At 58.6% G+C, this 23,662-nt stretch carries 18 protein-coding genes and 1 pseudogene; 12 read left to right on the top strand and 7 right to left on the bottom strand.

The window, feature by feature from the left end:
- Positions 1-133: 133 nt before the first annotated feature.
- On the bottom strand, positions 134-1,177 hold the full coding sequence (locus NKH98_RS29570; protein ID WP_352903809.1) for a sensor histidine kinase: 1,044 nt from the start codon (positions 1,175-1,177) through the stop codon (positions 134-136).
- Positions 1,174-2,673, bottom strand: a complete 1,500-nt coding sequence (locus tag NKH98_RS29565; RefSeq protein ID WP_352903807.1) for an ATPase domain-containing protein — start codon at positions 2,671-2,673, stop codon at positions 1,174-1,176. Before NKH98_RS29565 ends, NKH98_RS29570 begins: the two co-directional genes overlap by 4 nt.
- A gap of 429 nt (positions 2,674-3,102) precedes the next feature.
- On the opposite strand from NKH98_RS29565, the gene NKH98_RS29560 reads away from it, so the two are divergent.
- The 7 genes from NKH98_RS29560 to NKH98_RS29530 all read left to right on the top strand — a co-directional run bounded on the left by NKH98_RS29560 (position 3,103) and on the right by NKH98_RS29530 (position 11,725).
- Complete coding sequence (locus tag NKH98_RS29560) at positions 3,103-3,834, top strand: Crp/Fnr family transcriptional regulator (RefSeq protein ID WP_352903805.1); 732 nt, start codon at positions 3,103-3,105, stop codon at positions 3,832-3,834.
- Between the two features lie 23 nt (positions 3,835-3,857).
- A complete protein-coding gene (locus tag NKH98_RS29555) occupies positions 3,858-4,109 on the top strand; it encodes a DUF6894 family protein (RefSeq protein ID WP_352903803.1) in 252 nt (83 codons plus the stop codon).
- Positions 4,110-4,439: 330 nt separating this feature from the next.
- On the top strand, positions 4,440-5,003 hold the full coding sequence (locus NKH98_RS29550) for a sigma-70 family RNA polymerase sigma factor (RefSeq protein ID WP_352903801.1): 564 nt from the start codon (positions 4,440-4,442) through the stop codon (positions 5,001-5,003).
- A 587-nt stretch (positions 5,004-5,590) separates the two neighbouring features.
- Positions 5,591-8,485 (top strand): DEAD/DEAH box helicase, encoded by a 2,895-nt coding sequence (locus tag NKH98_RS29545; RefSeq protein ID WP_352903799.1) that lies wholly within the window; start codon positions 5,591-5,593, stop codon positions 8,483-8,485.
- A gap of 697 nt (positions 8,486-9,182) precedes the next feature.
- Positions 9,183-9,599 (top strand): response regulator transcription factor, encoded by a 417-nt coding sequence (locus NKH98_RS29540; RefSeq protein WP_352903797.1) that lies wholly within the window; start codon positions 9,183-9,185, stop codon positions 9,597-9,599.
- Between the two features lie 238 nt (positions 9,600-9,837).
- Positions 9,838-10,362: a YciE/YciF ferroxidase family protein gene (locus tag NKH98_RS29535; protein ID WP_352903795.1), complete on the top strand. Its 525-nt coding sequence runs from the start codon at positions 9,838-9,840 to the stop codon at positions 10,360-10,362.
- A 196-nt stretch (positions 10,363-10,558) separates the two neighbouring features.
- Complete coding sequence (locus NKH98_RS29530; RefSeq protein WP_352903793.1) at positions 10,559-11,725, top strand: glycoside hydrolase family 1 protein; 1,167 nt, start codon at positions 10,559-10,561, stop codon at positions 11,723-11,725.
- Positions 11,726-11,863: 138 nt separating this feature from the next.
- Here the strand turns inward: NKH98_RS29530 and glf are convergent, their stop codons facing one another.
- Positions 11,864-13,006: a UDP-galactopyranose mutase gene (glf, locus tag NKH98_RS29525; RefSeq protein WP_352903791.1), complete on the bottom strand. Its 1,143-nt coding sequence runs from the start codon at positions 13,004-13,006 to the stop codon at positions 11,864-11,866.
- Positions 13,007-13,008: 2 nt separating this feature from the next.
- Positions 13,009-14,181 (bottom strand): glycosyltransferase family protein, encoded by a 1,173-nt coding sequence (locus NKH98_RS29520; RefSeq protein WP_352903788.1) that lies wholly within the window; start codon positions 14,179-14,181, stop codon positions 13,009-13,011.
- A gap of 397 nt (positions 14,182-14,578) precedes the next feature.
- Here NKH98_RS29520 and NKH98_RS29515 point away from each other — a divergent pair, with 397 nt between their 5' ends.
- Positions 14,579-15,502, top strand: a complete 924-nt coding sequence (locus tag NKH98_RS29515; protein ID WP_352884871.1) for a glycoside hydrolase family protein — start codon at positions 14,579-14,581, stop codon at positions 15,500-15,502.
- A 233-nt stretch (positions 15,503-15,735) separates the two neighbouring features.
- Here the strand turns inward: NKH98_RS29515 and NKH98_RS29510 are convergent, their stop codons facing one another.
- The 3 genes and pseudogenes from NKH98_RS29510 to NKH98_RS29500 form a co-directional block, all read right to left on the bottom strand.
- The gene (locus tag NKH98_RS29510; RefSeq protein WP_352903786.1) at positions 15,736-16,662 is read right to left on the bottom strand and encodes an ArsR/SmtB family transcription factor; all 927 of its coding nucleotides are present in this window, start codon (positions 16,660-16,662) and stop codon (positions 15,736-15,738) included.
- Between the two features lie 526 nt (positions 16,663-17,188).
- Positions 17,189-18,127, bottom strand: a complete 939-nt coding sequence (locus NKH98_RS29505) for an alpha/beta fold hydrolase (protein ID WP_352903784.1) — start codon at positions 18,125-18,127, stop codon at positions 17,189-17,191.
- Between the two features lie 648 nt (positions 18,128-18,775).
- Positions 18,776-18,933, bottom strand: a pseudogene (locus NKH98_RS29500) (helix-turn-helix domain-containing protein); the annotation flags it as partial.
- 626 nt (positions 18,934-19,559) lie between these two features.
- On the opposite strand from NKH98_RS29500, the gene NKH98_RS29495 reads away from it, so the two are divergent.
- The 4 genes from NKH98_RS29495 to NKH98_RS29480 all read left to right on the top strand — a co-directional run.
- Positions 19,560-19,784, top strand: a complete 225-nt coding sequence (locus NKH98_RS29495) for a hypothetical protein (RefSeq protein WP_352903782.1) — start codon at positions 19,560-19,562, stop codon at positions 19,782-19,784.
- Between the two features lie 339 nt (positions 19,785-20,123).
- Positions 20,124-20,411 (top strand): DUF982 domain-containing protein, encoded by a 288-nt coding sequence (locus tag NKH98_RS29490; RefSeq protein WP_352903780.1) that lies wholly within the window; start codon positions 20,124-20,126, stop codon positions 20,409-20,411.
- Between the two features lie 867 nt (positions 20,412-21,278).
- Positions 21,279-23,177 (top strand): DNA ligase D, encoded by a 1,899-nt coding sequence (gene ligD, locus NKH98_RS29485; RefSeq protein ID WP_352903779.1) that lies wholly within the window; start codon positions 21,279-21,281, stop codon positions 23,175-23,177.
- Between the two features lie 105 nt (positions 23,178-23,282).
- A partial coding sequence (locus NKH98_RS29480) for a helix-hairpin-helix domain-containing protein (protein ID WP_352903858.1) occupies positions 23,283-23,662 on the top strand: 380 nt, incomplete at its 3' end.

The raw sequence follows: 23,662 nt of genomic DNA, 5'->3' as shown, positions 1-23,662 counted from the left end.
CCGGATAGCGAGCCCAACTCGCAACCTGCATCGTGGCGTACCGTCGAATCGCTGAAGAAAGTCGCGGAGCCAGCGCTTTAATTAGTGGCTTCGGCTGCGGCCACAGGCTAGTTCGTCGCGTCCGGCAGGTCACTCAGGAGTACGCTGGCACGAGTCTCGTATCGCGTAAAGGCAACGCCATAGTGAAACGCAGGCCGTCTGGATCGTAATGCAGTTCGATCTTTGCATTGCACTGCACTGTAACCACCCTTTCGAGCAATGTCGTTCCAAAGCCTCGTCGAGTCGGCGGCTGCACAATGGGGCCGTCCCGCTCCTGCCAATGAAGATGCAGGATCTGCTCACCTGCGGAATCTGGTATCCACCATTGCACTTCAAGGCGGCCTTGCGGGCGCGAGAGGGCGCCGAATTTTGCCGAGTTGGAGGCAAGTTCATGAAACGCCATGCCGACAGGTATCGCAATGTCCGCGACGAGGGCCACATTCGGACCATGCAGTGATATTCGCGGCTCGCCATGGATCTCGTAGTGCCTCAGTTCCGCCTCAAGCAACTTCTGTAAAGAGGCCGTCTGCCAATAGTCATCTGTAAGCATTGAGTGCGTGTCGGCAAGCGACACGATTCTTGCGGAGAAATCACGCACGAAGCTGTCGACGCTATCGCTGGACCGGGCCGTCGCTCCCATCATCGCTCTCACGTTGGCCAGGGTGTTTTTGACCCGGTGATGAAGCTCGCGGATCAAGAGCTTTTGACGATCTGCGACCTCCTGTTTCTGTTCAAGGTGGGACTTGACCTCGAGCTGGCGTGCACGGGCACGCAACGCCCACCGCACCGAATTGGCCAGGCTTGAGGCCAGGAAAGGCCTTTCGAGAACGATGAGATACCGATCCAGAAACGCAAGACGCTTGTCGAATTCCGTTCCCCGCATTGCCAGAAGAACTACTGGAAAATCAGACCACGCAGGTTGGTTCTGCAGCCAGGCGGCGAATTGGCTCCGGTCGGAATTGATGAGCGCTTCTTCGGCGACGACGAGGCAGTGTGCGCTGTCGAGAAGCCGCAAAACCTCATCCAGATTTGCACAGATGCGTGTGCCGATCCCGTGTTTTGCCAGAATCGAGGCGGCTAGCTGAGCGTCTCGACCAACCGGGGCGAGCACGAGTATGACAGGTTCTTTCGGCGTCATGGCTTTTTGTCAGCGAGCAGATCGCTTTGTTTGCCCTCAAAAAAGGGCACGCCTGTAAGTATTCCCCTGAATTGGTCGAGCGGCTCGCCGACAGCTATGCCCTGGCTGCTGACCATGAATTCACGAATAGTGTCCTCATGAGGGCCAACTCGCCTCTTCACCACCGAAATCGCTCGTCGGATGCGACCGCCACTTTCGAAAAACCTCAGCAACATCACTGCATCAGACAGATAGGTCATGTCGATTGGCGCCGCCGTCTGGCCGATCAGCCCGTGATTGGCGAGCAGCAGGATCGTCACGACGCCCTTCTGGTTGAGGTAGGTGAGAATTTCATGCATCTGCAGCACAAGGTGCTGCTCTTCGGACATCGAATTGAGATACCCTGTGAGGCTGTCGATCACTACGATCCGGGCATCAAGCCGCTCGACTGCGATCTGGATCTTTGATGACAATTCGCCGGGTGAAAGATCGGCCGGGTCGATCTGTTCGAGCAGGAGCATTCCGTCTTGCAGGAAGGCCTTGAGATCCATACCGACGCCGGCTGCACGTCCCAGGAAAATGCGATCAGTTTCATCGAACAGCAGAACCAGGACGCGCTCACCGCGCTGAAGCGCTGCATGACAGTAGGAGCAGGCTATGGTGGACTTCCCCACACCCGAAGGGCCGATCAACAGCGTGCTTGTGCCCCGATCGAGGCCACCGCCGAGCAGAGTGTCCACGGCATTTCCGCTTAAGGCCGGCGAGCCGTGTTCGGCTTCAGGGTGCTCGGCGGCGACCAGTCGCGGAAAGACCGTGACCCCGCCCGGCCGGATGACAAAGTCGTGGTAACCGCCACGTATTTGCACCCCACGCATCTTTATCACCCGCAGGCGCCGCCGCTCGCCACCATAGATCGGGGTCAGTTGCTCCATACGGATGACCCCATGGCTGATCGAATGCAGGTTGAGGTCATCCTGCTCGGCCGTGAGGTCGTCGAGTAACAACACCGTCGCATGGTTGAGCAGAAAGAAGCTTTTCAGCGCCAGGACCTGCCTGCGGTAGCGTAGCGAGCCCTGCGAGAGCAGCCGGATTTCGGACAGAGAATCGAACACGACGCGCTGTGGCTTAATACGGTCGATCTCAGCCAAGGCCGCCTGCACGGTCTCCCCGAGTTCCAGGTCAGAAGAATGCACAAGCGTCTGCAACTGGGAGGGATCAAGGCTGAGTTCTGGAGGAACGAGTTCCAGAATTTCAATCCCGTCCAGAGTCCAGCCGTGCCTGCTTGCCACGGATATAAGCTCGCACTTGCTTTCGGATAGCGTAATGTAGAGGCATTTCTCGCCTTGCGAGGCCCCCTTGATAAGGAACTGAAGTCCGAGCGTGGTCTTGCCTGAGCCAGGCCTTCCCTCAACGAGGTGTGACCGAAATTTGGCATAACCCCCGCGCAAAACATAGTCGAGGCCTTCTACCCCGGTCGCTAATGGTGAGGCGTCATCTTCGTTCACGTTGCCCCTCATGTAGGTTGCTGAACAGCGTAACGATTGTCAGTTTTGATGGTTCCAGAAGGCCGAAAGGCGCTGGAAGAGCCTCCTCTACAAGCTGCTCACGACGCCGTTCATGTCGGTGAGCTGATTGGTGCTGGGCCCCCACTGCAAAGGTTCCCCTTTGCTCGGAAGGAGGCCGATAGTTAAATTCGTACAGCAACGATGGTAGACCGGAGGCGTTCGTAGGCCATGTATTTTGGATTCGGCAGCAGGTGATTTGGATGGACCGGTCTCTTTGCAACCGATCGGCTTCCAGCAGACGTGCCGGTCCCAGCTTCGGGGGTTGGATCGGAATAGAGGATGTCCATCGGCAATTGTTGTCTCGAGCACTCGCAGTCGCCGGAGAGCACTTGAACGTATAAGTGCAAACTTGCGATAACAACCAAAGTAGGTCCACAAATCTTGTCTTCAGTTTTGTCGTCAGACGTGCTCATCCGCAAAATTCGAAGAATCGCTGACATCAGCGACGATGACGCCGCGGTCCTGCGGGGCATGTCGACTCAGGAAAAGGATGTCGCAGCCAATCAGGATATCGTATCGGAAGGCGATAGCCCCACAAATTCGTTTGTGGTTCTGGACGGCCTGGTGTGTTCGTCCAAGTTTACTGGTCAGGGAAGACGGCAGATCACCAGCTTCTTTGTCGCAGGAGATATTCCCGATCTGCATGGCCTGCATCTTTCTGTCATGGATTGCAGCTTCTCGAGCCTGACGCCAAGCAGACTAGGCTTCATCCGGCATAGCGTTCTTCGCCCAATTTGCGAACAGCATCCGCGTATCGCGACGGCGTTCTGGCGATCGACCCTGATCGACGCCTCCATCTACCGGGAATGGGTCACCAATGTGGGGCGACGCGAGGCCTACGCCCGCACAGCCCACATCCTATGCGAGCTTATCGTGCGTTTGCGGTCTGTCGGACGCATCGAGGACTACGTAGCGGACCTCCCCCTCACGCAGGCCGCTCTTGGCGATGCTCTCGGCTTGTCGACTGTTCACGTGAACCGCACCCTTCAGGAACTGCGCGGCGACGGCCTGATTGCCACCTCAGGCACAAGGCTGCGTGCTCTCGACTGGCCCCGCCTGGTCCGAGCAGGAGACTTCGATCCGACGTACCTGCACCAAAGGGACATTGCTTAGCTTTTGATGAGGATGCCGATCGCATGCGACGATATTTTTTTGACAGCGGCGATGCTGAGCATCTTGTTGAAGACGACATGGGCGTGGAATGCGAAGGGATCGCGGCAGCCCGCCAAGCAGCTGTCGACGGTCTGATAGACTTGGCGCGGGAAGCACTGGGAGGTTCGGAGCAGCAACAGCTGTTGGTGGATATTCGTGACGAGAGCGGGCGAAAGATCCTGAGGCTCAGCTTGATTCTCAAAATCGAGAAGCTTGAACTCAGCGCTTCGGGATGAGTTTTGGAACAGTCATTTTGCTGCTCCCAGCATGGCAATTGAGGCGGCCGACTGGTTCGCTCGGGGCGTCGTTGTCGGTCCAACTACAGGCGCCATCATATCGGCGGCAATGGTCTGACTGCTACAATGTGGCCAGCCTGCAAAACCCTCGGGGTTAACGAATGTGAATGCTTGAGCCCATGCCCAGGGCAAGGTGGCGGGAGGTGCCTGTAGGTGCCCGCTGGATCAGGCCCAGTCGCAATCTCTCCGCGAAGCCTGTTTCTCGAGTTGTTCAACAGAGCCCAAGCAAGGCTCTGAGGGAGGCCGATTTTGTCACACAGGGGCGATACCTTGGCTCAGCAGGGCGCTGGTGAACTTTCCATCGTCGAGTTCATTCCCGCATTGCGCGCTTTCGCCCGCGCTTTTTGCCAGGCCCGGGAAGATGCCGACGATCTGGTGCAGGAAACGTTGACCAAAGGGCTGGCCAACATCGACAAGTTCGAGCCCGGAACGCGAATGAAGTCATGGCTCTTCACGATCATGCGGAACACCTATTATACGCGCTTCAGGGCTGCCACGAGGGAAGCACCAGGTATCGTTGACTGCGCCTCGCTTGCACCCGTTTCGCAGCCTGCACAGGAGTGGTCGCTGCAAAGCAAGGAGGTCCACCGGGCAATTCAAAGCTTGCCAAAATCTCAGAGCGAAGTGCTGATGCTAGTGGGGGTGCTTGGTGTCAGCTACGAAGAGACTGCCGTGATATGCGGTTGCGCCGTTGGAACGGTCAAAAGCCGGCTCACTCGCGCACGGGCAGGCGTGCTAGAGCTTCTAGGCGAAAAATCAGCACAGGAGCTGACAGAAAAACGCGATTACCTGCGCGATGCGCGATCGGCTTCAACAATGGCCGGCAACGCCTGACTATAGAGGGCCGGCTATGAGGGTTGCGGTGACGGATACTCATTCGAACTAGTGTTGCCCCATGGTCCTCCCACGAGAACGCGGGCGCGCCTTGCGGCCGTTCTGTCCTGGGATGGGAAGGTGAGATGTGGATAGAAAGACCTCAAATGCTGGAGAAGCTGAACAGCTCGAGCAATTTGAGCGCGCTTCTGCGAAACAGCGCGAACTCGCAACCGGAGGAGAGGGCGACACACCGCCAGCTGCCGCAGTCGCTGCGGCGTTGATCAGTGTTTTGGAGACCGGTCGAAACCGCGACATTTTCCAATGTCGCGAGTTGCGAACGCGATGCAGCTGACATCACGCAGGCATTGCGCCACTTTCTCCCAGGAGCTGAGATACTGTATATGCCGCCCTGGGATTGCCTGCCCTTCGACAGGGTGTGGCCCACTCGCGCCACCATGGGGCGGCGGGTTAGCGTCCTGCAAGCTATTGCGGCCCTTCCAAAAGGTCCCCGCATCACAGTTACTTTGGTCGAATCTGCCCTGCAGCGGGTACCTCCCCCCTCGCTAATCGACCAGGGTTTCGCCACCCTGCAGATCGGACAGAAGATGGACCTGGGGGCACTTCGGGTGTTGGCTGAGAGAACAGGCTATGTTGTCGACGATCAAGTCGATGAACCTGGCGAGATAGCCGTCCGCGGCGATCTTGTCGATATTTTCCCTGCCGACCGTGACGACCCAGTACGTGTTGTGCTGGGTCCTGGGGGCGCTATCTCTGAACTCAAGACGTATGACCCAGTCACTCAACGAAGCGAGCGATCTCTGCACAATGTCGTGGTTGGCCCGGCATCGGAGCTCATCGTGGAAGCCGGCAACGAGTTCGACCGCGCAGCGATGCGCACAGTCCCCATGGAGGAACGCCTGGTCTCGCTCCATTCCGACTTGCCAGCGCTTTTCGATGTCGCGTCGACAGCCTCCATCTGCTTCCTGGCTGGACTGGAAGAGATCGGGCTTGCTCGCGTGTTGGACCTCATTGAGGATGCGTGGCGCGGCAGACACCAAGTATCAGCGACGGCGGGGTTGGCCGCGAAACGATTTTATTTGTCGCGCGAAGAGTGGGATAGCGCGCTGCGGAATCGCCAGTGCTTGAGACTTACTCTGCCGGTCGGTCGAATTCCCAAATTCTACCACCTGCCGCGAGCTGGGCGCGAATTCGCCGCGTTCGCCGAGGCACGCGCAAGTTCGGGGTTTAGTGTGGTGGTGACAGGCGATGCTTCGGAACTGCGCCGAGCAGACCGGCTGATCGAGCATCAGCTCGGTCACAAGATGGAGCCAGTCGCCGACTGGCCGCAAATCCTCTCGGTCAAAAGGGGCTCTCTTCTCAAGGCGGAGTTCTATCTTACGGAGGGCTTTGTCGATCCGCTGTCCCGAATTGCAGTTGTTGCGGCAGCGGACATATTCGGTCCCTCATGGACTGCAAACGCAGGGTCCGGCAGCGGCATAGTCGAACCCGACCTGCGGGTCGGCGATCTAGTTGTCCATGAAGACCACGGCCTGGGCGTCCTTGCCGCCATCGAACAAATTGAAGTGGCTGGCCTGCAACAGGATGTCGTGAAGGTTGAATATCATGGTGGCGCTTCCTTGCTGGTTCCAGTGGAGGAGTTCGGCCGAATATGGCGCTACGGATCCGAGCCAGATGCAGTGGCCTTGGACCGACTAGACAGCGAAGGTTGGAACAAGCGGCGCCAGTCTGTGGCCCGCGAGATCGAGAAGGTGGCCAGGCGGCTGGTTACCATGGCGAAGGCCAGGTCCCGCCAGTCCGCCGAAATGATCAAGCCGTCGCGTGCCGACCTTGCGCGCTTCGCGGCGCGATTTCCATACGCCGAAACCCTCGACCAGACCGCCGCAATCCGAGCCGTAATGAACGACCTGTCGTCGGGCAAGACGATGAACCGGCTGGTCTGCGGCGACGTCGGCTTTGGAAAGACGGAGGTGGCGCTTCGGGCGTGTGCTGCCGCAGCATTCTGCGGCAAGCAGGTTGCTGTCGTTGCGCCCACCACGGTGCTCGCGCGCCAGCACTACGAGACGTTCTGCCGTCGATTCGCAGGATTCAACATCGAGGTTGCTCACCTGTCCAGGGTGGTCGGATCGACAGAGACAAGGAAAGTTAAGGACGGTCTGAGAAGCGGTAACATTGCAATCGTCGTCGGGACCCACGCTGTTGCGGCCAAGGGGGTGGCCCTTAGCAATCTGGGGCTACTCGTAATTGACGAAGAGCATCGGTTCGGGGCCAAGCTGAAGCAATCACTGCGAGGCCTGGCGCCATGCCTCCACACCTTGACGATGAGCGCTACTCCGATACCCCGCACCCTTCAATTGGCGATGGCGGGCGTGCAGGAAGTCAGCGTTCTGAATACACCGCCTGCCAAGCGGCGTCCGGTTCGCACCATCTTGGCTCCTTTCGATGCCGGTTCGGCCAAGGCTGCTCTGTTACGTGAATACCGTCGCGGGGGACAAAGCTTCTTTGTAGTTCCCCGGATAGACGACATCGGGACTGTCTTCAGACAACTGGGCAGGCTGGTTCCGCAGCTCTTGGTGAAGATCGCGCATGGCGAAATGAAAGCGCGTGAGTTGGACGAGATCGTGGTTCGCTTCGCCGCTGGCGAAGGTGACATTTTGCTGGCCACCGACATCATCGAAAGCGGACTTGATATACCGCAGGCGAACACCATTCTGGTTTGGCGGGCGGACCGTTTCGGACTTGCACAGCTCCACCAGCTTCGAGGGCGCGTAGGCAGAGGCAGACTGCAGGGCTTTGCGTTTCTGTTGACCGAGCCCGGTAAGGAATTAGCTGAAGCCACGAGGAGCCGACTTTCGGCTCTTGTGGCGCTCGACCGGCTTGGCTCTGGCCTGACCATCAGCCAAAGGGACCTCGACCTGCGCGGCGCAGGCGATCTTTTCGGCGAGGAACAGGCCGGCCACATAAAGCGGATCGGCGTAGGACTCTACCAAAAATTGCTCGAGCGTGCCTCGTCGGTTGCTCGTGGCGGCCCCTCGTCTGACACACAACTTCCGGACATCAATTTGCAAGCCGGAGGGTCATTCCCAGGAAGCTATGTGCCGGAGCCAGCGATACGCCTCAGCCTGTATTCGCGGTTGTTCCGTATGAGCACACATTCGGATCTGAATGCATTTGCCGACGAATTGGAGGATCGCTTCGGAGGCATTCCGAGCGAAGTGGCGACGCTGCTGGAGGTAACCCGACTGCGAATGGATGCAGCGCAGTTGGGCTTGAGCCAAGTCGACGTAGGACCCGAAGCGATTGCGATCACCTTTCGCACAAAACCCTCCGCGTCGGTCTGGGAGAACCTTAAAGGGGTGAATGGGTTCGAATTTCGGCGAGGCCGCTTGATCTTCAGGCCGCCAACTAAAACAGGCACTGGACAGCTGGAGGTTCTACGAAGCCTGATCGGTTCCATTCGTTCCGCGCACGCACCAGGATAACTAGTGGCGAGACCGATTGCGGGTCAAAGCACGACCCGCAATGGCCCTAGTAGCGGTCCAAGAAGGCCAGATCAGTCTTGCTGGATATGATCAAAGTCCACGGCGAGACCATGCCTGACCGCACGGTCGGCGACCATGTTCGCAAGCTCCCGGTCCGAGATTGAAGCCATCCCAACGACCTGCCTTAGCGCTCTCAAGGCGAGCCCTATCGACATGACTCTATCACGCCGGCTGCGTATGCCGACATAGTGTTCCACTAGATCTTCAAGCTGTCGCACCTCGGGCCTCCACATCTGCTCTTCCAGGCCACTATGCTGAGGTTTGTGGCGTATGCATTCACATTCGTTAAGGGACTAAGACAAACGCGCCTGGCAGCCCACCGAATGCCAGGGCATGCTGGTTGCTTGCGTGTCATATGTCACAGCGTCGCGCGCTGAATGATCGTTCGCTCAGCTGTCGCGCAGATCTGCGCATCTACCGACTTTCACTCCACTTACCCGAACTTGCGCGACCGGCCACTCTCTTCCTGACGCCGTCCCTTCGATGCGGGTATTTTTTGGGATTGTCTCTCAGCCCGTTCTTCATCTCTCCAAGAGGCAGGATGGCACCTCCCACGCACCCGGACGAAGTCTGTACGGGGCACGCAATTTGTAGGAAGTGGTCGGGAACAGGAAAGATGGTTGACCGTTCCAGCTGAATGGAAAATCGTCATGCGTCAAAGCCCGACACGATTTTGGTTGTTAGTGCTGACGTGACCACTCGTTCGGCCACGGCGGACTACCTTCGACATTGTGGCTACCGAGTTATCGAGGCAAAAGATGCCCTTGCTGCTCAAGAGGCGGTGGGGCATTCCGGCTTCTACGTAGATACCATTTTATCGGACGTTGATCTGCCAGGCGGGACGAATGGGTTTCAGCTTGCCGCGTGGGTTCGGCAGAATAGAGAAGACATCAAGGTGGTGCTGTCATCGGCCGTGGAACGAACCGCCAAAGCAGCCGGTGACCTCTGCCAGGATGGCCCTCGAATCGCCAAGCCGTATGACTTGGCAATTCTTCTGGCCCGCATCAGGAGATTGAACAGCTTGCCTTTTAGAGATTTCGACCAAAGTTCCTAAGCTTGTCAGCTTCGACACCAGACAGCAACCCTGCAGGCAGACGATCCTCATACCGGAAGTTCCGCAATGGAGCGCAGCCGAGATGCTCGGGCGGTCGCTGTGACGCGGCGGGTTGAAGTCAGCGGTCAACCGACCGTCGCTCAACCTGTTGGCTGCCGCAGAGCCGTGGCGAAGGAACAACAAGAGACTGGGCCAGTTAGACCATGCATGCGTCGATACAATGAAACAGGAGATGACAATGGCGACGAAGAAAGGCTCTCAAGGTGGCTCCAAAGGTTTGGAAGACCTTTTCCATGATGGGTTGAAAGACATTTACTACGCTGAACGCAAGATTCTGACCGCGCTCCGGAAAATGGCAAAGGGGGCGGAGTCAGAAGAGCTGAAGGCGGCGTTCGAAAAACATCGTGACGAGACAGAGGGTCAGATTGAGCGCCTGCAGCAAGTTTTCGACGCCTTTGGCAAGAGAGCCCAAGGGAAAACGTGCCCGGCGATCGACGGCATCATCGAAGAAGGACAGGAGATTTTGGAGGAATTCGAGGAGGCTCCGGCATTGGACGCGGGTCTCGTGGCTGCAGCCCAGTCCGTGGAACACTATGAAATAGCGCGCTACGGGACTCTTGTCACATGGGCCGGCTTACTTGGTCTGAAAGACGCCGTCCCGCTACTCGAACAGACGCTCAAGGAAGAAAAAGCAACCGATGAGGCGCTCACCCGACTGGGCGAAACAGGGGTCAACGAACGGGCGATGCAACAGGCGGCATAACTTCGGATCGAATCGAGGCCACCGCGGCCCGGACAGACGGATTGGACCTTGGTTGGATCCAGAGGCACACATACGCAGCAGCCGCCGCGCCGTCGACGTGGCGGTGGCCGACCGGTTCCGACTAGGCGACCGGAACTGACAATGGGGGACTGCGAATGCGATTACTTGCCCACGCCTTGGGCGACAGGATGTTGGTATGAACGAGGATACCGCTCGTCGGCCCACGGCAGGCTCTTCCGGGTTCGACAGCTTTTTCATGGCTGGTTTCGAGTGTTCCTCCCACAGGCGCGCCGACGGGGCCCGTCTTGATCTGATACGCGCGACCTCGCACGACATCCATGCACATGGCGACTATCGCCGTTGTGCCGAGCTTGGGCTTCGCACGATCCGTGACGGCTTGCGCTGGCACCTGATCGAAACCGCGCCCGGAGTCTTCGACTGGTCGAGTTGGACGTCGGCGATCGAAGCAGCCCAGGCGGCCGGGGTGCAGGTCATCTGGGATATCTTCCACTATGGCTCGCCAGACCATATCGACCAAGGTGGCCCGGGGTTTATCAAGGCCTACGTCCGTTTCGCCGCGGAAGCTGTTCGGGTTCATCGCTCCGCTACCGGGGTGGCTCCCCTGGTGTGCCCGATCAACGAGATTTCGTTTTTTGCATGGGCGGTAGAGGTCGGCTACTTCCCCCGCGTCGGGCCGAACAAGCGTGGATGGTTCAAACGACACCTTGTCAGGGCAGCGGTCGCCGGCGTGAGGGCCATGCGGGAGGCCGAACCCGGCTGCAGGTTCATCTGGGCTGAACCGCTGATCCATATTGCTCCTCGTGACCGTACTCACCCCGAGCGGCGGCGCGCCGAAAATGCTCGTCAGGGGCAATTCGAGGCTTACGACATGCTGATCGGGCGCATGGAACCGGAGTTGGGCGGTAGCGAGGACGTTGTGGACGTCATTGGCCTCAACTTCTATCCGCACAACCAATGGTACTTGAATGGCCCAACGATACCGATGGGGCACCACGAATACCGTGCACTTTCGGAAATGCTGGTCGAGGTCGCCGAGCGATACAAGAAGCCGATGTTCATCGCCGAGACCGGCGCCGAAGGTTCAGGCCGGCCAGCCTGGCTTCACTACGTTTGCGACGAAGTACGCGATGCGACGAGCCTCGGTGCACCTGTTAAGGGTATATGCCTGTACCCGGTGACGGCCTACCCAGGTTGGGACAATTCGCGCCACGCCGAAGTCGGCTTGTTCTCCACCATTCATGCGGACGGCTCGCGCACTGTTCGCAAGCCACTTGCGGACGAGTTGGAGCGCCAGCGCCAATCGTTCTTGGCGTTTGAGAAACAACAAGCAAGCGCGCTATAGCCTCGCTGATACCAACAGTGCGCGCTTTTCAGCTGCATCAACAGCACAGCATATTCTAGTCTAGAGCTGTTCGCCGAGAAACATCGTTGGCCTCTTTGGCCGTGGGTCGCCCGAACGCCGGTCAGGCCGGCGCATCATTCACTCGGCCGCCTCGCGCTGCGTCGACGTGACGAGCATCCCGCTTGCCGGCAGGCGTGTCTGAATGCGCCCGAACGTAGCCAATGCCTGGCCGACGACCTGATCCATATTGTAATAGCGATATGTTGCAAGACGTCCGACGAACCAGACCTCCGGGCAGGCCGCGGCCAAGGCTTCATAGCGCTTGTATAACGCCTCGTTTTCGGCCCGCGGCACCGGGTAATAAGGATCTCCGATGTCCGTAGGGTATTCGTAGGTGAGGCTGGTCTTCGGACTCTTCTGTCCGGTCAGATGCTTGTACTCGGTGATCCGTGTGTATTTTTCCGTCTGCGGATAGTTGACGACGGCGACCGGTTGAAACTGCTCGCAATCAAGCGTCGTGTGCTCAAAGCGCAGCGAACGGTAGGGCAAGCGACCAAGCTTCCAGTCGAAATACTCGTCGATCGGACCGGTATAGATCATCCGCTGGAAGGGGATCTTGTCGCGAATTTCGCGGTAGTCGGTCTGCAGCATGATCTTGATCTTGGGACTATCCAGCATGCGCTGGAACATGCGCGTATACCCGCCTGCCGGCATTCTCTGGAAGCTGTCGCCAAAATAGCGATCGTCGCGATCGGTCCGGGTTGGGACTCGCGCCGTCACCGACTTGCTCAGCTGGGAAGGGTCGACACCCCACTGCTTCCTCGTGTAGCCGCGAAAGAATTTCTCGTAGAGCTCTCTGCCGACAGTGCTGACCACGACGTCCTCAGCGGTGCGGACTTCTTTGACCGTTTCGCGCCGGGAAGCGAAGAAGTCCTGCAGCTGCTCGGACGTTAACTCAAGGCCGTAGAGGCGGTTTATGGTGTCGAGATTGATCGGTATCGGCAGCAGCTTTCCATCGACAAGCGACAGCACGCGATGTTCGTAAGGCCGCCATTCGGTGAATTGCGACAGATAGTCGACGATCGATTGGGCGTTGGTGTGAAAGATGTGAGGCCCGTAACGGTGAATTAGGATTCCGGCCTCGTCGTAGCAGTCATAGGCATTGCCGCCGACGTGATTTCGTCGGTCTATGATCAGGACGCTTTCCTGCCGTTGCGATGCGATACGCTCGGCCAGCACACTGCCGGCGAAACCGGCCCCTACGATCAACCAGTCGAACACGCTCACGCCCTCCTCAGGAATGGGACGACGCTCTTCATCGCAAGGGCGCGCTCGATGTGGGCAGCCATCGCGCTCCAGGTCTTCTCCCAGGACATGTCGGCGAGGTAGGCGTCGGCCTTCTTGACCAGGAAATCGCGGGGGTGGGCCAGGATCGACCGAAGCTTGGCCTCGATATCCTCCGCCTCGACAATCGCGACAAGGCCTTCGACGCCGTAGGTACGCACAACGTCGACGATCGCCGTGGACAACACCGGCAGTCCTGCCGCAAGAAACTCGGGAGTCTTGGTCGGGCTGATGTAGCGGGTCGCTTCGTTGAGCGCGAACGGCATCCAGCCGGCACTCCAATGCCTGAGATAGTTCGGCAGGTCTGCATAGGACTTGCCGCCCAGCCAATGCAGATTGCCTGCCGTGGGAAGGCTCGCCCGATCGATCTTGACGACAGGGCCGAGCATGACAAAATGCACGTCTGGCATTGCCGCAGCCGCCTGCGCGATAAGTTCAAGGTCGAGCCGTTCGTCGATGACCCCGAAGTACCCCACCCTCGGGTGCGGTATGTCGGCCTGATCGAACGGGTCCTCACCTGGCGCCCTAGCCTGATGGAAATGAGTAGCGTCGATGCTGCTCGGAAAGGGAAAGATCGCCCGGTGCAAGCTGCGCTTGGCCTCATAGAGGCTCTGCCCGCCTGTGAAGACGACATCGGCACGTTGCAACAGCGCCTTTTCCAACTGCGTCAACTCTGCGGGAGCGTCTTTGAACGCGGAGAGTTCATCCATGCAGTCGTAGACGCAGACGTCACAGGCGAGATGATCGCTGAAGCGTAGCGCCATGGGCGTGTAATACCAGGTCGTCAATCGGTCATGCGGCGTGGAGGCGAGGATCTGATCGACGAACCTGCGCTGGATCGCGTCCGCCCTGGTCGCGGACGTACCAACTGGGATCAGCGGCGTCACTATTCTAATCGTCGGGGTAATATTGTGCACCCGCATCGAAGGGTGGCGCCTCTCATCGAAGATCGGCTCTTCGAAGTAAAGTAGCTGTTGCTGTTTTGACGCCAGGGTCAGAATGTGTTGTGGTCTCTGATATACGAAGTTCCATCGGAGGTGTGAAAAGCAAATTAAAATGGACGGTTGTACAGGGATTTTTCGTGTTTTGGACCGGCCCGCCGCCATTTCCATGTAGATTATCCTTCGACATAGTTAGAAAATGCCTCGACTAACAAAAGTCAACCGAGGCAGCTTTGACATGAAGTTCACAGCCTTCTATATAACTTCCATCCCAGTAAGTTGTTCCACAGCTGCAAACTGTTCAGGCGAGACCAGCCGTCCGCTCCACTTGCGATGGCTCAACAGAGAAGGGGAGAGCCGGCCGCCCATTCGACCCACATGATGAAGCCCATCGCCTCAGGTCGGGCTCCCCAAATGTGGCCCTTTGCCACAGAACGGTTGAAATCCTTCAATCGTTCAACAACCGTTCATCGGCGGAGCTATAAATAGGCCTGCGAATCGATTCATCTGAGTCGCGCAGATGGTTCATTTGAATGGAGCCCGCGAGGAATCGAGGAATGGTTGGCGAATGAAGATCGACTTTGAAACCAACGTCTTTCCGTTGTTTCACCCGCAGGCCGTGGATGACCTGAAGGACCCCTGTCCCGTCTTCGACGGCACGCTCTGGCACGTCTTCGGCTCCAGCGGCACGGTCACGACCGAAAGCTGGAAAATACTCCATGCCACGGCGCCGGATCTCTATGGACCCTGGACAGAGCACGAGCCAATCGTCTTGCCGATTACCGGATCGGGCGTTGCGGCACCCGGCGTCATTCATGAGTGCGGCGTCTTCCACATGTTTATCCAGACCGAATTCATGAAGTCCGGCGGACGTTGCGAGCACGCGGTGTCCAATGACGGCTTTCATTGGGTGGTGCTCAATGCGGCGATATTGTCGCTGCCCGACACCGATGAGGACGGCATCTACGATCCCCACCCCGCAATCATCGGAGGCAAGCGCTACATCGTCTATTCAGGGATGCCCAAATTCACCAGGGTGCCTCAGCCTGATGTCTATCTGGCGCGCAGCCAATCCGATTCCTGGTTCGGGCCATGGAAACGTCTCGGCAAGATACTCGATCATCTCGACGTGCCGCATCACAATGCGCGCGAGCACCCAGATTACGAATGGGGGATCGAAGGCGCCCAGATCGTCGAACTGCCGGACGGTCGCGTGCTTCTCAACGCCACCTGCTTCCTCCCCGAAGGTCCGCGCGGCAGCCGGCAGCGCGTCTTCTTCGCCATCGCCGATGACGTCAAGGGTCCCTACGTTTCCGTCGGCCCCGTTCTCGACCCTGGCGAGCCCGGCGAGAATGGCCATTCGACCGTGATGATCGACGGCCGGCAACTGACCTTGTTCTATCAGAGCAGGCGTGAGGCGACGAACCATCGCTGGCGGTTCGGGTTGGCAAAGTGCGACCTGGATCGACACATACTTTCGAGAGTTGCCTAGAGGTTTAAGTTCCGGCATTTGCCGGAACGGAGGATGAAACGCTCTGGCGGTTGGTGGGACAGATCGCTTTGTAGCGGTGTTGAGGGTAGCAGGCGAAAGGCAGCGAGTGGGCGAAGCTTGCGACGGGTATCTGTACACGTCAGGCAAGCTGGTCGCCTCATAGACAACGTTGCTAGACCAGCTGCAAATCTTGCAAGGGACTGTAATTGCGCGCAGCAACACCGCCAGTCGACTCACGCGGTTTTGATCCTGAGCAGGATGTCCTGATCGTAATTTCCAAAGCCCTTGCCGAAAATGTTGATGCCGCCGGGGCGCTCGGCGTCGTCCTTGACGCCGATACGGACGCGGATTGAATGATGGCTCTTCAGATCGAGTGCGGCGAGGCCGGTTTCGGAAATCCTGAGGCCGTCGACATAGGTGGCGTCATTGGCAATTCGCCAGTTCTTCAGCTTGCCGTATTGCGAGCCCTTGAGCTTCCACCAGGAGGGCGTGAAGACGCCGCGCTTGTCGCCGAAATCCCCCGGCGACGTCCAGGTGCCGACATCGACGCCATTGATCCTCAGCGTGATGTCCGAGGGCCAATCGGCGCTGGTGCCCGGCACTTCCGAAGACAGTTCTATCGCCACTTCGAGCTCGGTGATCTCGGCATTTGCGAGCTTGGCGTTATTGGGGAACTGATATTCGACATAACCGCGCGTGAACCACAGCAAACCGGCTTTCATGCGATCCGGATCAAGGAAAGTGTTGGGAACATCGAGCAGACCGATGATGCCGTCCGGCGAACAAAGGCCGCAGGGCGCGGTAACCTCGAAGCCGGTGTAAAGCCCGACCGGCATCGACACTTCGATCGGGTCGTTCTTGACCGCACGATACTCACCCTTGAACACGACGAGCACTTCTTCAGCGGTCGGATAGCAGATTTTCTGATTGCCTTTCTTGGCTTTCTTGTTCTCGGTGCGGATCAGGCCCGCATCCTCCAGCACCTGGATGTTGGTCGAGACGGTCGACTGCGGCAGCGACAGCACGGCGGCGATTTCGTTGACATTCATCGGCCCCTTCTCGTGCAGCAGTTTCAGCATCGAGATCCGGGCCGAGGAGGCAAGCCCCTTGAGCACGGCAATGCCTTCCTCAGGTTCAATCACCAGAAAATTGCGACTCATGAAGTTGCCAGTCTATGCTCGTGACAGAGGTTATGGCTTCGCTCGTGCTCGTAAGTTGCGTTGGTGGGTGGGCATTGCAACGGCGCTGAACGAAACGCCGAGCCGGTGATTTGGTTACATCAAGCGCTCGAAAGGCAGTAAGCCCGGCATGCTGCACCAACAAGGATGGTGCGACACGTTTACATTTCTCAGAGCGTCAACTCCTTGTAATGCGGGGCGCTTGACAGCCCGCGGCCTCAATGCAGATGACTAGACGCTTGCGGCCTTAAAGGCAGACAGAAACGAGCCACGAATTGCGGCCTTTCCCCTGGCCAGTCTGCAAGGTGCCAGACCTCGACCTCGATGTTAGCGGAACCGGCGGGGATGGCACACGATGCGGTTCGCTGACATGCGTTGTGGCCGTAAGTTATACCATCGGATTCGCCACCCGATAGGGTCGGGACAGGGTTCCACCTATTGCTTTGCGCATGATCTTTCCGAAAACCGGATTCCCATTAGCGGGATCATGCGCCAGTGCCGGCCTACTTCATGCTGGCCGCGGCAGCGACCCTGTCGACCCATAGCGAGAACAGCTAGGTGCGGTATGGTGGACCATGTGGCCGGCCTGCGGAATGATATCGACAAAGCAACCAGGAATCTCGGATTGTAGCCTAAGAGCCTCGGTTTTCGCATCGAGCAACCGGTCGCCGGCCCCTGCAATAATGCCGACAGGCAGCGACAGATCATGGTAGCGGGTGAAGCGGCCGCCAGCCAGCGCGGCCGCCAGCATCAATCCCGATTCGGCTGCGATCGACCGTAGTTGCGAGGGCCGGCTGGCGATGTCCTTTGCCGACGAAGCAAACGCTGCAGAGATGATGCCGGGGCGAAATATCTTGCCTATGGCAAGCGGCGAGGTGAGCCGCACAAGCAGCGGCAGCAAGGTGTGGCAGAAAACATCCCTGGCGACAGGCAAGGCCGGCAGCGCCGCCAGTGCGAGGCCCAGGCGCGGCGGCGGATAGTAATGACCTGAGGCAAGCACGATTCCGGCAACTGATGCTGGGTGCCTGCGCGCGAGCTGGAGAGCCACCGACGCGCCCCAGGAATGGCCCAGAATGAAATATCTTTCGGTCCCAAGCTGCGCGACGGCGGCATGAATGAGATCGGCTTGCTCGGCCGCCGTCCACCATTTGCCTCGCGGCCGCGTGCTCCTGCCGAAGCCGGGCCGGTCAAAGGCGAGCACCCGGTATCTGCTGGCCGCTTTGTCGAGCATGCCGCTGGTCTTGAAATCTTCGGCCGACGAGCTGTTTCCGTGCAGCAGGATCAACGGCGTCCCGCTGCCCTGCTCAAGGAGATGCAGGCGCACCCCCGCCACTCCGACAAAGCGCCCCGACCCGTGCGGGAAAAGCGCGCGTCTGGCGCGAGCGCTGTTGTACAGCGCCAGGCCAGACAGCCCGGCGCCAAGCAGGATGGCGGCTGCTGTTGCCATTTACGATCGCGCGATACCGAAGCTTCAGGCGAAGTGTGTTGTGACACTTCTCGGCGCGCCAGGGCTGGCTCAGGTTCTGGAGGATTTCAGGGTGGGATTGGCGTGAGGCTGACTGTATTCGAAATTCCAATCGGCGGGGAAGGCAGTCATAGCGTCTTGAGTGGGCACGCAGGACGAACCCGCTGCGCGGGAGAGCGCCCGCGATTGAGGTAGAGATCAAGAACCGGCTGTCGCGCCCGCATTGAGCGTGGTTCGGCTGCTGCAGAGCATCACGGGCTTCTTCAACAAGGAGTCTGATCATGCCGTTTTCCCTTCTGCCAGGAGACGCAGCGCAATTACCTTCGCGATGTCGGCCGGTTCGCAACCTCCAACAAGGATCATCTGGTCGAGACGACTGCGACGAAATAAACGGCTGTCTTACCCTGCGGCAGGGGCTTGCTTGGCCGGTGTTCGACCGACGGGTGCGGCGGCACTACAAACCAACAACCAGACCAAAAGTGGAAAAAATGAAAAAGAGAATTGTGGCGGCGGGCATCTTGATTGCAGTCCTGACCGGCTCGACGGCTTTCGCCGATACCTATGGCAACGGTTACACGAAAAGCAACAGTACCTATGTGCAACCCTATGTCCGGTCGAGCCCTGACGGTACGGGCGTGGCGCCAGTTCGCCGATCTTCGCTCGCGCAATCCAGCGGATCGCGCTGGACACTCCCACGCCGAACCGCGCCGCCGCTTGCCGCGCGACATGCCCTCGTCCGAAGCCTTCAAGACCCGCGACCGAAGATCACGGCTCAATGCTCTTCCCATCGTCCACCTCCATCGAGGTGGATGTTGCATCAGCACAAAACGCAGCCGTCACATCACAATCGATTCATCGATCACAGGACGTGCTCTAGATCGACACGAATCTTCAGTCAAAAAGCGAGGATTAATGCTGCGGCAAACGAAGGGGGCACGGGGGGGTCTTCGCGCGAGCCAGCTATCCGATCTCCCGCTCAGAAATTTCTACCAATATTCCGACCTCCTGATGGAACCCATTCGTTCCGGGCGAGTTGCGGCTCATTGGGACGGACTTCCCGAACATGACAACGAGCAACAAAGCAGACCATCAGTCTGTCTCCGAAGCGTTTCGGAAACTGATCCGTTCCGAAGGCTATCGTCATCACGTACAAACGTTCGTAAATCTGGAGGTCGACCCAGAACTGCCGCCAACCCTACAGTCATTACTTGCGGCTATTGATCGGGCCAAACAAGGCCCGACGGAAGAAGGTCCCTAGCCGGCTGGCTGAGCGTCAGGTCAAAGAGTATAGAGGCTCGCTTCGTGGCTTGTCCCCCTGATTCCCACTCAGAAGTTATCAAACATTCTTCTTGATTTTTCTCGACAGAGGATCATGAATGTTCCCTTGGGTTCTCGCTGAGGTGGGAGGCCTTGTATGAACGTTTGGACGAACTGCCCCGACAAAGTGACTGCCAAACACCTTGTTGACGAGCTGATCCTACAAGCCCGTCGCGGCCAAATCATCTCCGTCAAAGAGACTATCGCAGCGGTGCGCCGAGACGGGCCACATCTGGCGGAAACTGACTGCGAGCTGGTGGAGCTTATTGTCAATGTTGCCCCAGCCTTTGGCCTGTTCGTCGGGTTTGATCTTCGCGAGTAACGGCCTCCTCAACAGGGCGAACCGTCGCGACATGGTCTCGATCAAAGCGGCACTACGCGAAGCTCGGGAGACTGCGCCTTATTTGGTGGCCTCCGACGAAGAACTAACCGAGGCAATCGTCGAGGCAGCAACTGCCATGGCCTCTGTGTGGCTTTCGACGGTCAACTTCAGCCGCTGTGGCATCGCAACGGAAGCGCGCCGTCCTGCTCCATTTTCACTAGTCAGAGGTAATCCGCAATTACCTTCCCAACCTGCTAAATCTGCCTGTAGAATGGGAACTGCCGGCTGAGCAAAGGTATTTGCTGGAGGAACTTGATAAGGTCGACAAAGAGTGACCGCATGGCCCTCCACTGGTTCAACCCTCCTGTCCCCGTCAAGACCGAGCATCCCGGGATCATCCACAATGTCAACAACGCCGAGGCAGCCGGCGAGGAGCTGATGAAGTGGACCAAGCGTGGCCCTTGGTGGGAGCTCGCGGTGCGCGTTTGCATGGCCGTGATTTTCGACGAGATGGAACCTGAGGAGGCCCGCAAGGCATTCCTGGCTGCTGCAAAAGAGGAGGGGACGTTACTCCCCCCCAATGACAACCAGCTAAATTGGAAGGGTATAAGGTCTATGTGTCTATGACCAAAACCGCCTTCGCGAAAGGAGCCCGCCGCCGGTGAGGGAGAGGCGACGGACCCCCCACAGCGGCTGCACATCCACGAAGAATCGACCACTGCAACCTCTAAACCCGCGGGGGCCTACATTGTTCCCTTAGCTGGGCTAAAGCGGGGTTGGTCAGCGGGCTCTTGCCGCTCTAAGTTCCCCCTATGGGTCCCCTCTGGTTCGCTCCCCCGGTCTACGTGAAGACGAAACGTCCGGGCATTCGCAATGGGATCAGCCACGTCGAGGGAGCCGCCGAGGAACTCATGGCGTGGGACACAAAGGGCCCGAAGTGGACCAAGGCGGTCCAATCCTGCGTCGATGCGTTCGAGGGCGGCGCCTCCCCCAAGAGGCCCGTGAAGCCTTTGAGCCGGCTGCCAAGGAGGCCAACGTGTATCTCTCCCCTGAGTAGGAGTATCATGGCAACCCATTGGTTCGTCCCTCCGGTATTGGTGAAGACTGAAACCAAGGTACTTGGCGTCAATGGGGCACGTCGAATAATCATCAATCGAAACATGGGGTTCGACGAGAAGATCGAAACCGTACCCACAGGGGACCGGAACGCCGGAACCGGAATGTCAGGCTTCTAAAGCCGATGGCAGAAAGAGGATACGCTGTGGCGGCATTTGAGGGCACATTCCTGCTCTTGATTATTGCCTGTGAGCTGTGCGCGAAAATCGGGAATGGAAGGGCCGGAGGCAGGAAGTACGGCGTCAGGCCGAGGCGCTAATCAAGTGGGTCGGCAAAGGATCGCGAAAAGCTCAATACGGCCTGCAGCGAAACTAAAAAAGTAGTGGCGCGTTGGACGGGGATAACGCTATTTCGTCTCTGAGTATGGTTTAGGTCAGAGTGGTCAAGCCAACGTCGCATAAGGCAATCGATGGGTCGAGCGCTAGTCAAGCGAAGTCGCCCGCTCGTGACGAGGTCACTTTAGCGCCGCCCGCTTTCCGGCCGGTCCAGCTCGCAACGCTCGTGGACACGGTCCCTGCTGGCGATCGTTGGATCCATGAGATGAAATACGACGGCTATCGTATTCTCGTTGCCGTCGGCGGTGGCGAGGCGCGAGCCTACACACGATCTGGTCTGGACTGGTCTAGCCGTTTTCCCTCGATCCTCTCCGAGGCTCGCGAGCTCAAGGTGCGCTCCGCCTTGATCGACGGCGAGGCCGTGGTTGTCGATGCGGAAGGAAGATCTAACTTCCAGGCGCTTCAGAATGCATTGAAGGGTGCCCCGGCGACTATCGACTTTTATGCGTTCGATCTGCTGCAGCTCGACGGCGAAGATCTGACAAGGCTTCCTCTTCTTGAGCGCAAGGCGAAGCTGGAGGCGATCTTGCCTGCGAAAAATCCGGTCCTTCGTTACTCCGACCATATCCTCGGCCGCGGAGAAGAGCTGCTCGATCGCTTCTGCGCAGCGGGCCTTGAGGGCGTCATCTCAAAGCTCGCAGATTCGAGTTATGTGGCGGCCCGCGGCGCAAGCTGGCTGAAGATCAAATGCATCAGGCGGCAGGAATTTGTGATTGTCGGCTGGACGCCGTCCGACAAGGTCCGCGCGTTTCGGTCCTTGATCCTTGGCGTTCATGACGGCGGCAAGCTGCGTTACGCTGGGAAAGTCGGCACCGGCTTCGACACCGCTGAACTTCTTCGTCTCTTGAAGATCATGGCGCCGCTTGAGCAGAAGGCCGCGACCGTCGACGCACCACGCGCGGAAGTGCGCGGCGCACACTGGCTCCGTCCGAAACTGGTCGCTGAGATTGCCTTCACCGAAATGACAAATGAAGGGACGTTACGACATCCGAGCTATCTTGGTCTCCGCGAAGACAAGAAGCCGGAGGTGGTCGTGCTCGAGACGGAACGTCATGCAGCCGATCTCGCCGCGTCTGCGACAACCGCCATCGCGATAAGTAGCCGTGACCGCGTCATTTATCCGGAGTCCAACATCACCAAGGGACAGCTCGCCGACCATTACGCAGCGGTCGCGGCGATCATGCTTCCTTGGGTTGGCAGCCGGCCGATCAGTCTGGTTCGATGCCCACAGGGCCGCGCGAAGAAGTGCTTCTTCCAAAAACACGACGCCGGCAGCTTTGGGGACAAAGTCCACCACGTCGGCATCACGGAGAAGGACGGGCACGAGGAACCATATCTCTATGTCGACGATGCCGACGGACTGATGACTTGCGTCCAGATGGGAACGATTGAGCTGCATGGATGGGGAGCTCGGATCGAGGATGTCGAAAAGGCCGACCGCCTCGTGTTCGACCTCGACCCCGATGAAGGCCTCGATTTTGAGGCCGTCCGCGCCGCTGCCTTTCAGTTCCGCGCTATCCTTAAATCGTTGGGACTTACGACTTTCCCGATGCTGACAGGAGGCAAAGGAGTGCACGTCATCGCGCCGCTCACCCCTGACGCGGAGTGGCCAGAGGTGAAGGACTTCGCGTCTCGCCTGGCGCAGGCGGTCGCCCGGAGCGATCCGGCCCATTTCACGGCCGTGTTGTCAAAGGCGCGCCGCAAGGGTCGCATCTTTGTGGACTATCTACGCAATCAGCGCGGGGCGACCGCGATCATGCCCTACAGCGCAAGATCACGTCCGGGCGCTCCTGTCGCGGCACCGATCACGTGGGCGGAGATGAAGACAATAGATGCGCCCTCTCATTTCCACGTGGGCGATGCTCCTGAATTAGAGAAACGCGCAGCCTCCAAAGCTCTGGCTGGATGGGGTCGCGCTGACCAATCCTTGCCCAATCTGTAGCGTCCGACGCGGGAAGAGGCAGTAAAGCCGGGATTTAAAGGCAACGCAGCGCTCATGCCTTGCCTGATTGGAACCTGCGGAGATCGGCCTCGTTTGGCTGAAGCCATGGCAAAAATCGATCCGAGGACCGTCGCCAGTCTTTTGAAGGAATACGCACAACGGGCGTCTATGCGCGGCGACAATCCCTATCGCATAAAGGCATACTTGCGCGCGGCAGATAGTCTGACGGCGCTGTCGCAGCCGCTTGATCGGATCATCGCCGCCGGCGCCCTCACCAAGATCCCGGGGATCGGTGACGCGATCGCAGACATCGTGACCAAGCTTTACCAAACCGGCACGCACCCGAGCCTTGAGAAGCTGCGCGAGGATGTTCCAGCGGGCGTGATGGAGCTGTTTGCCATACCCGGGCTTGGTCCTGATAAGATACTGAAGCTTCATCAGGCGCTCGGCGTGAACTCGCTGGCGGAGCTCGAGGCCGCAGCAAG

This window comes from Mesorhizobium sp. M0833, assembly GCF_040319905.1.
GTDB lineage: Bacteria > Pseudomonadota > Alphaproteobacteria > Rhizobiales > Rhizobiaceae > Mesorhizobium.
This window is presented reverse-complemented; position numbering and strand designations above follow the sequence as displayed.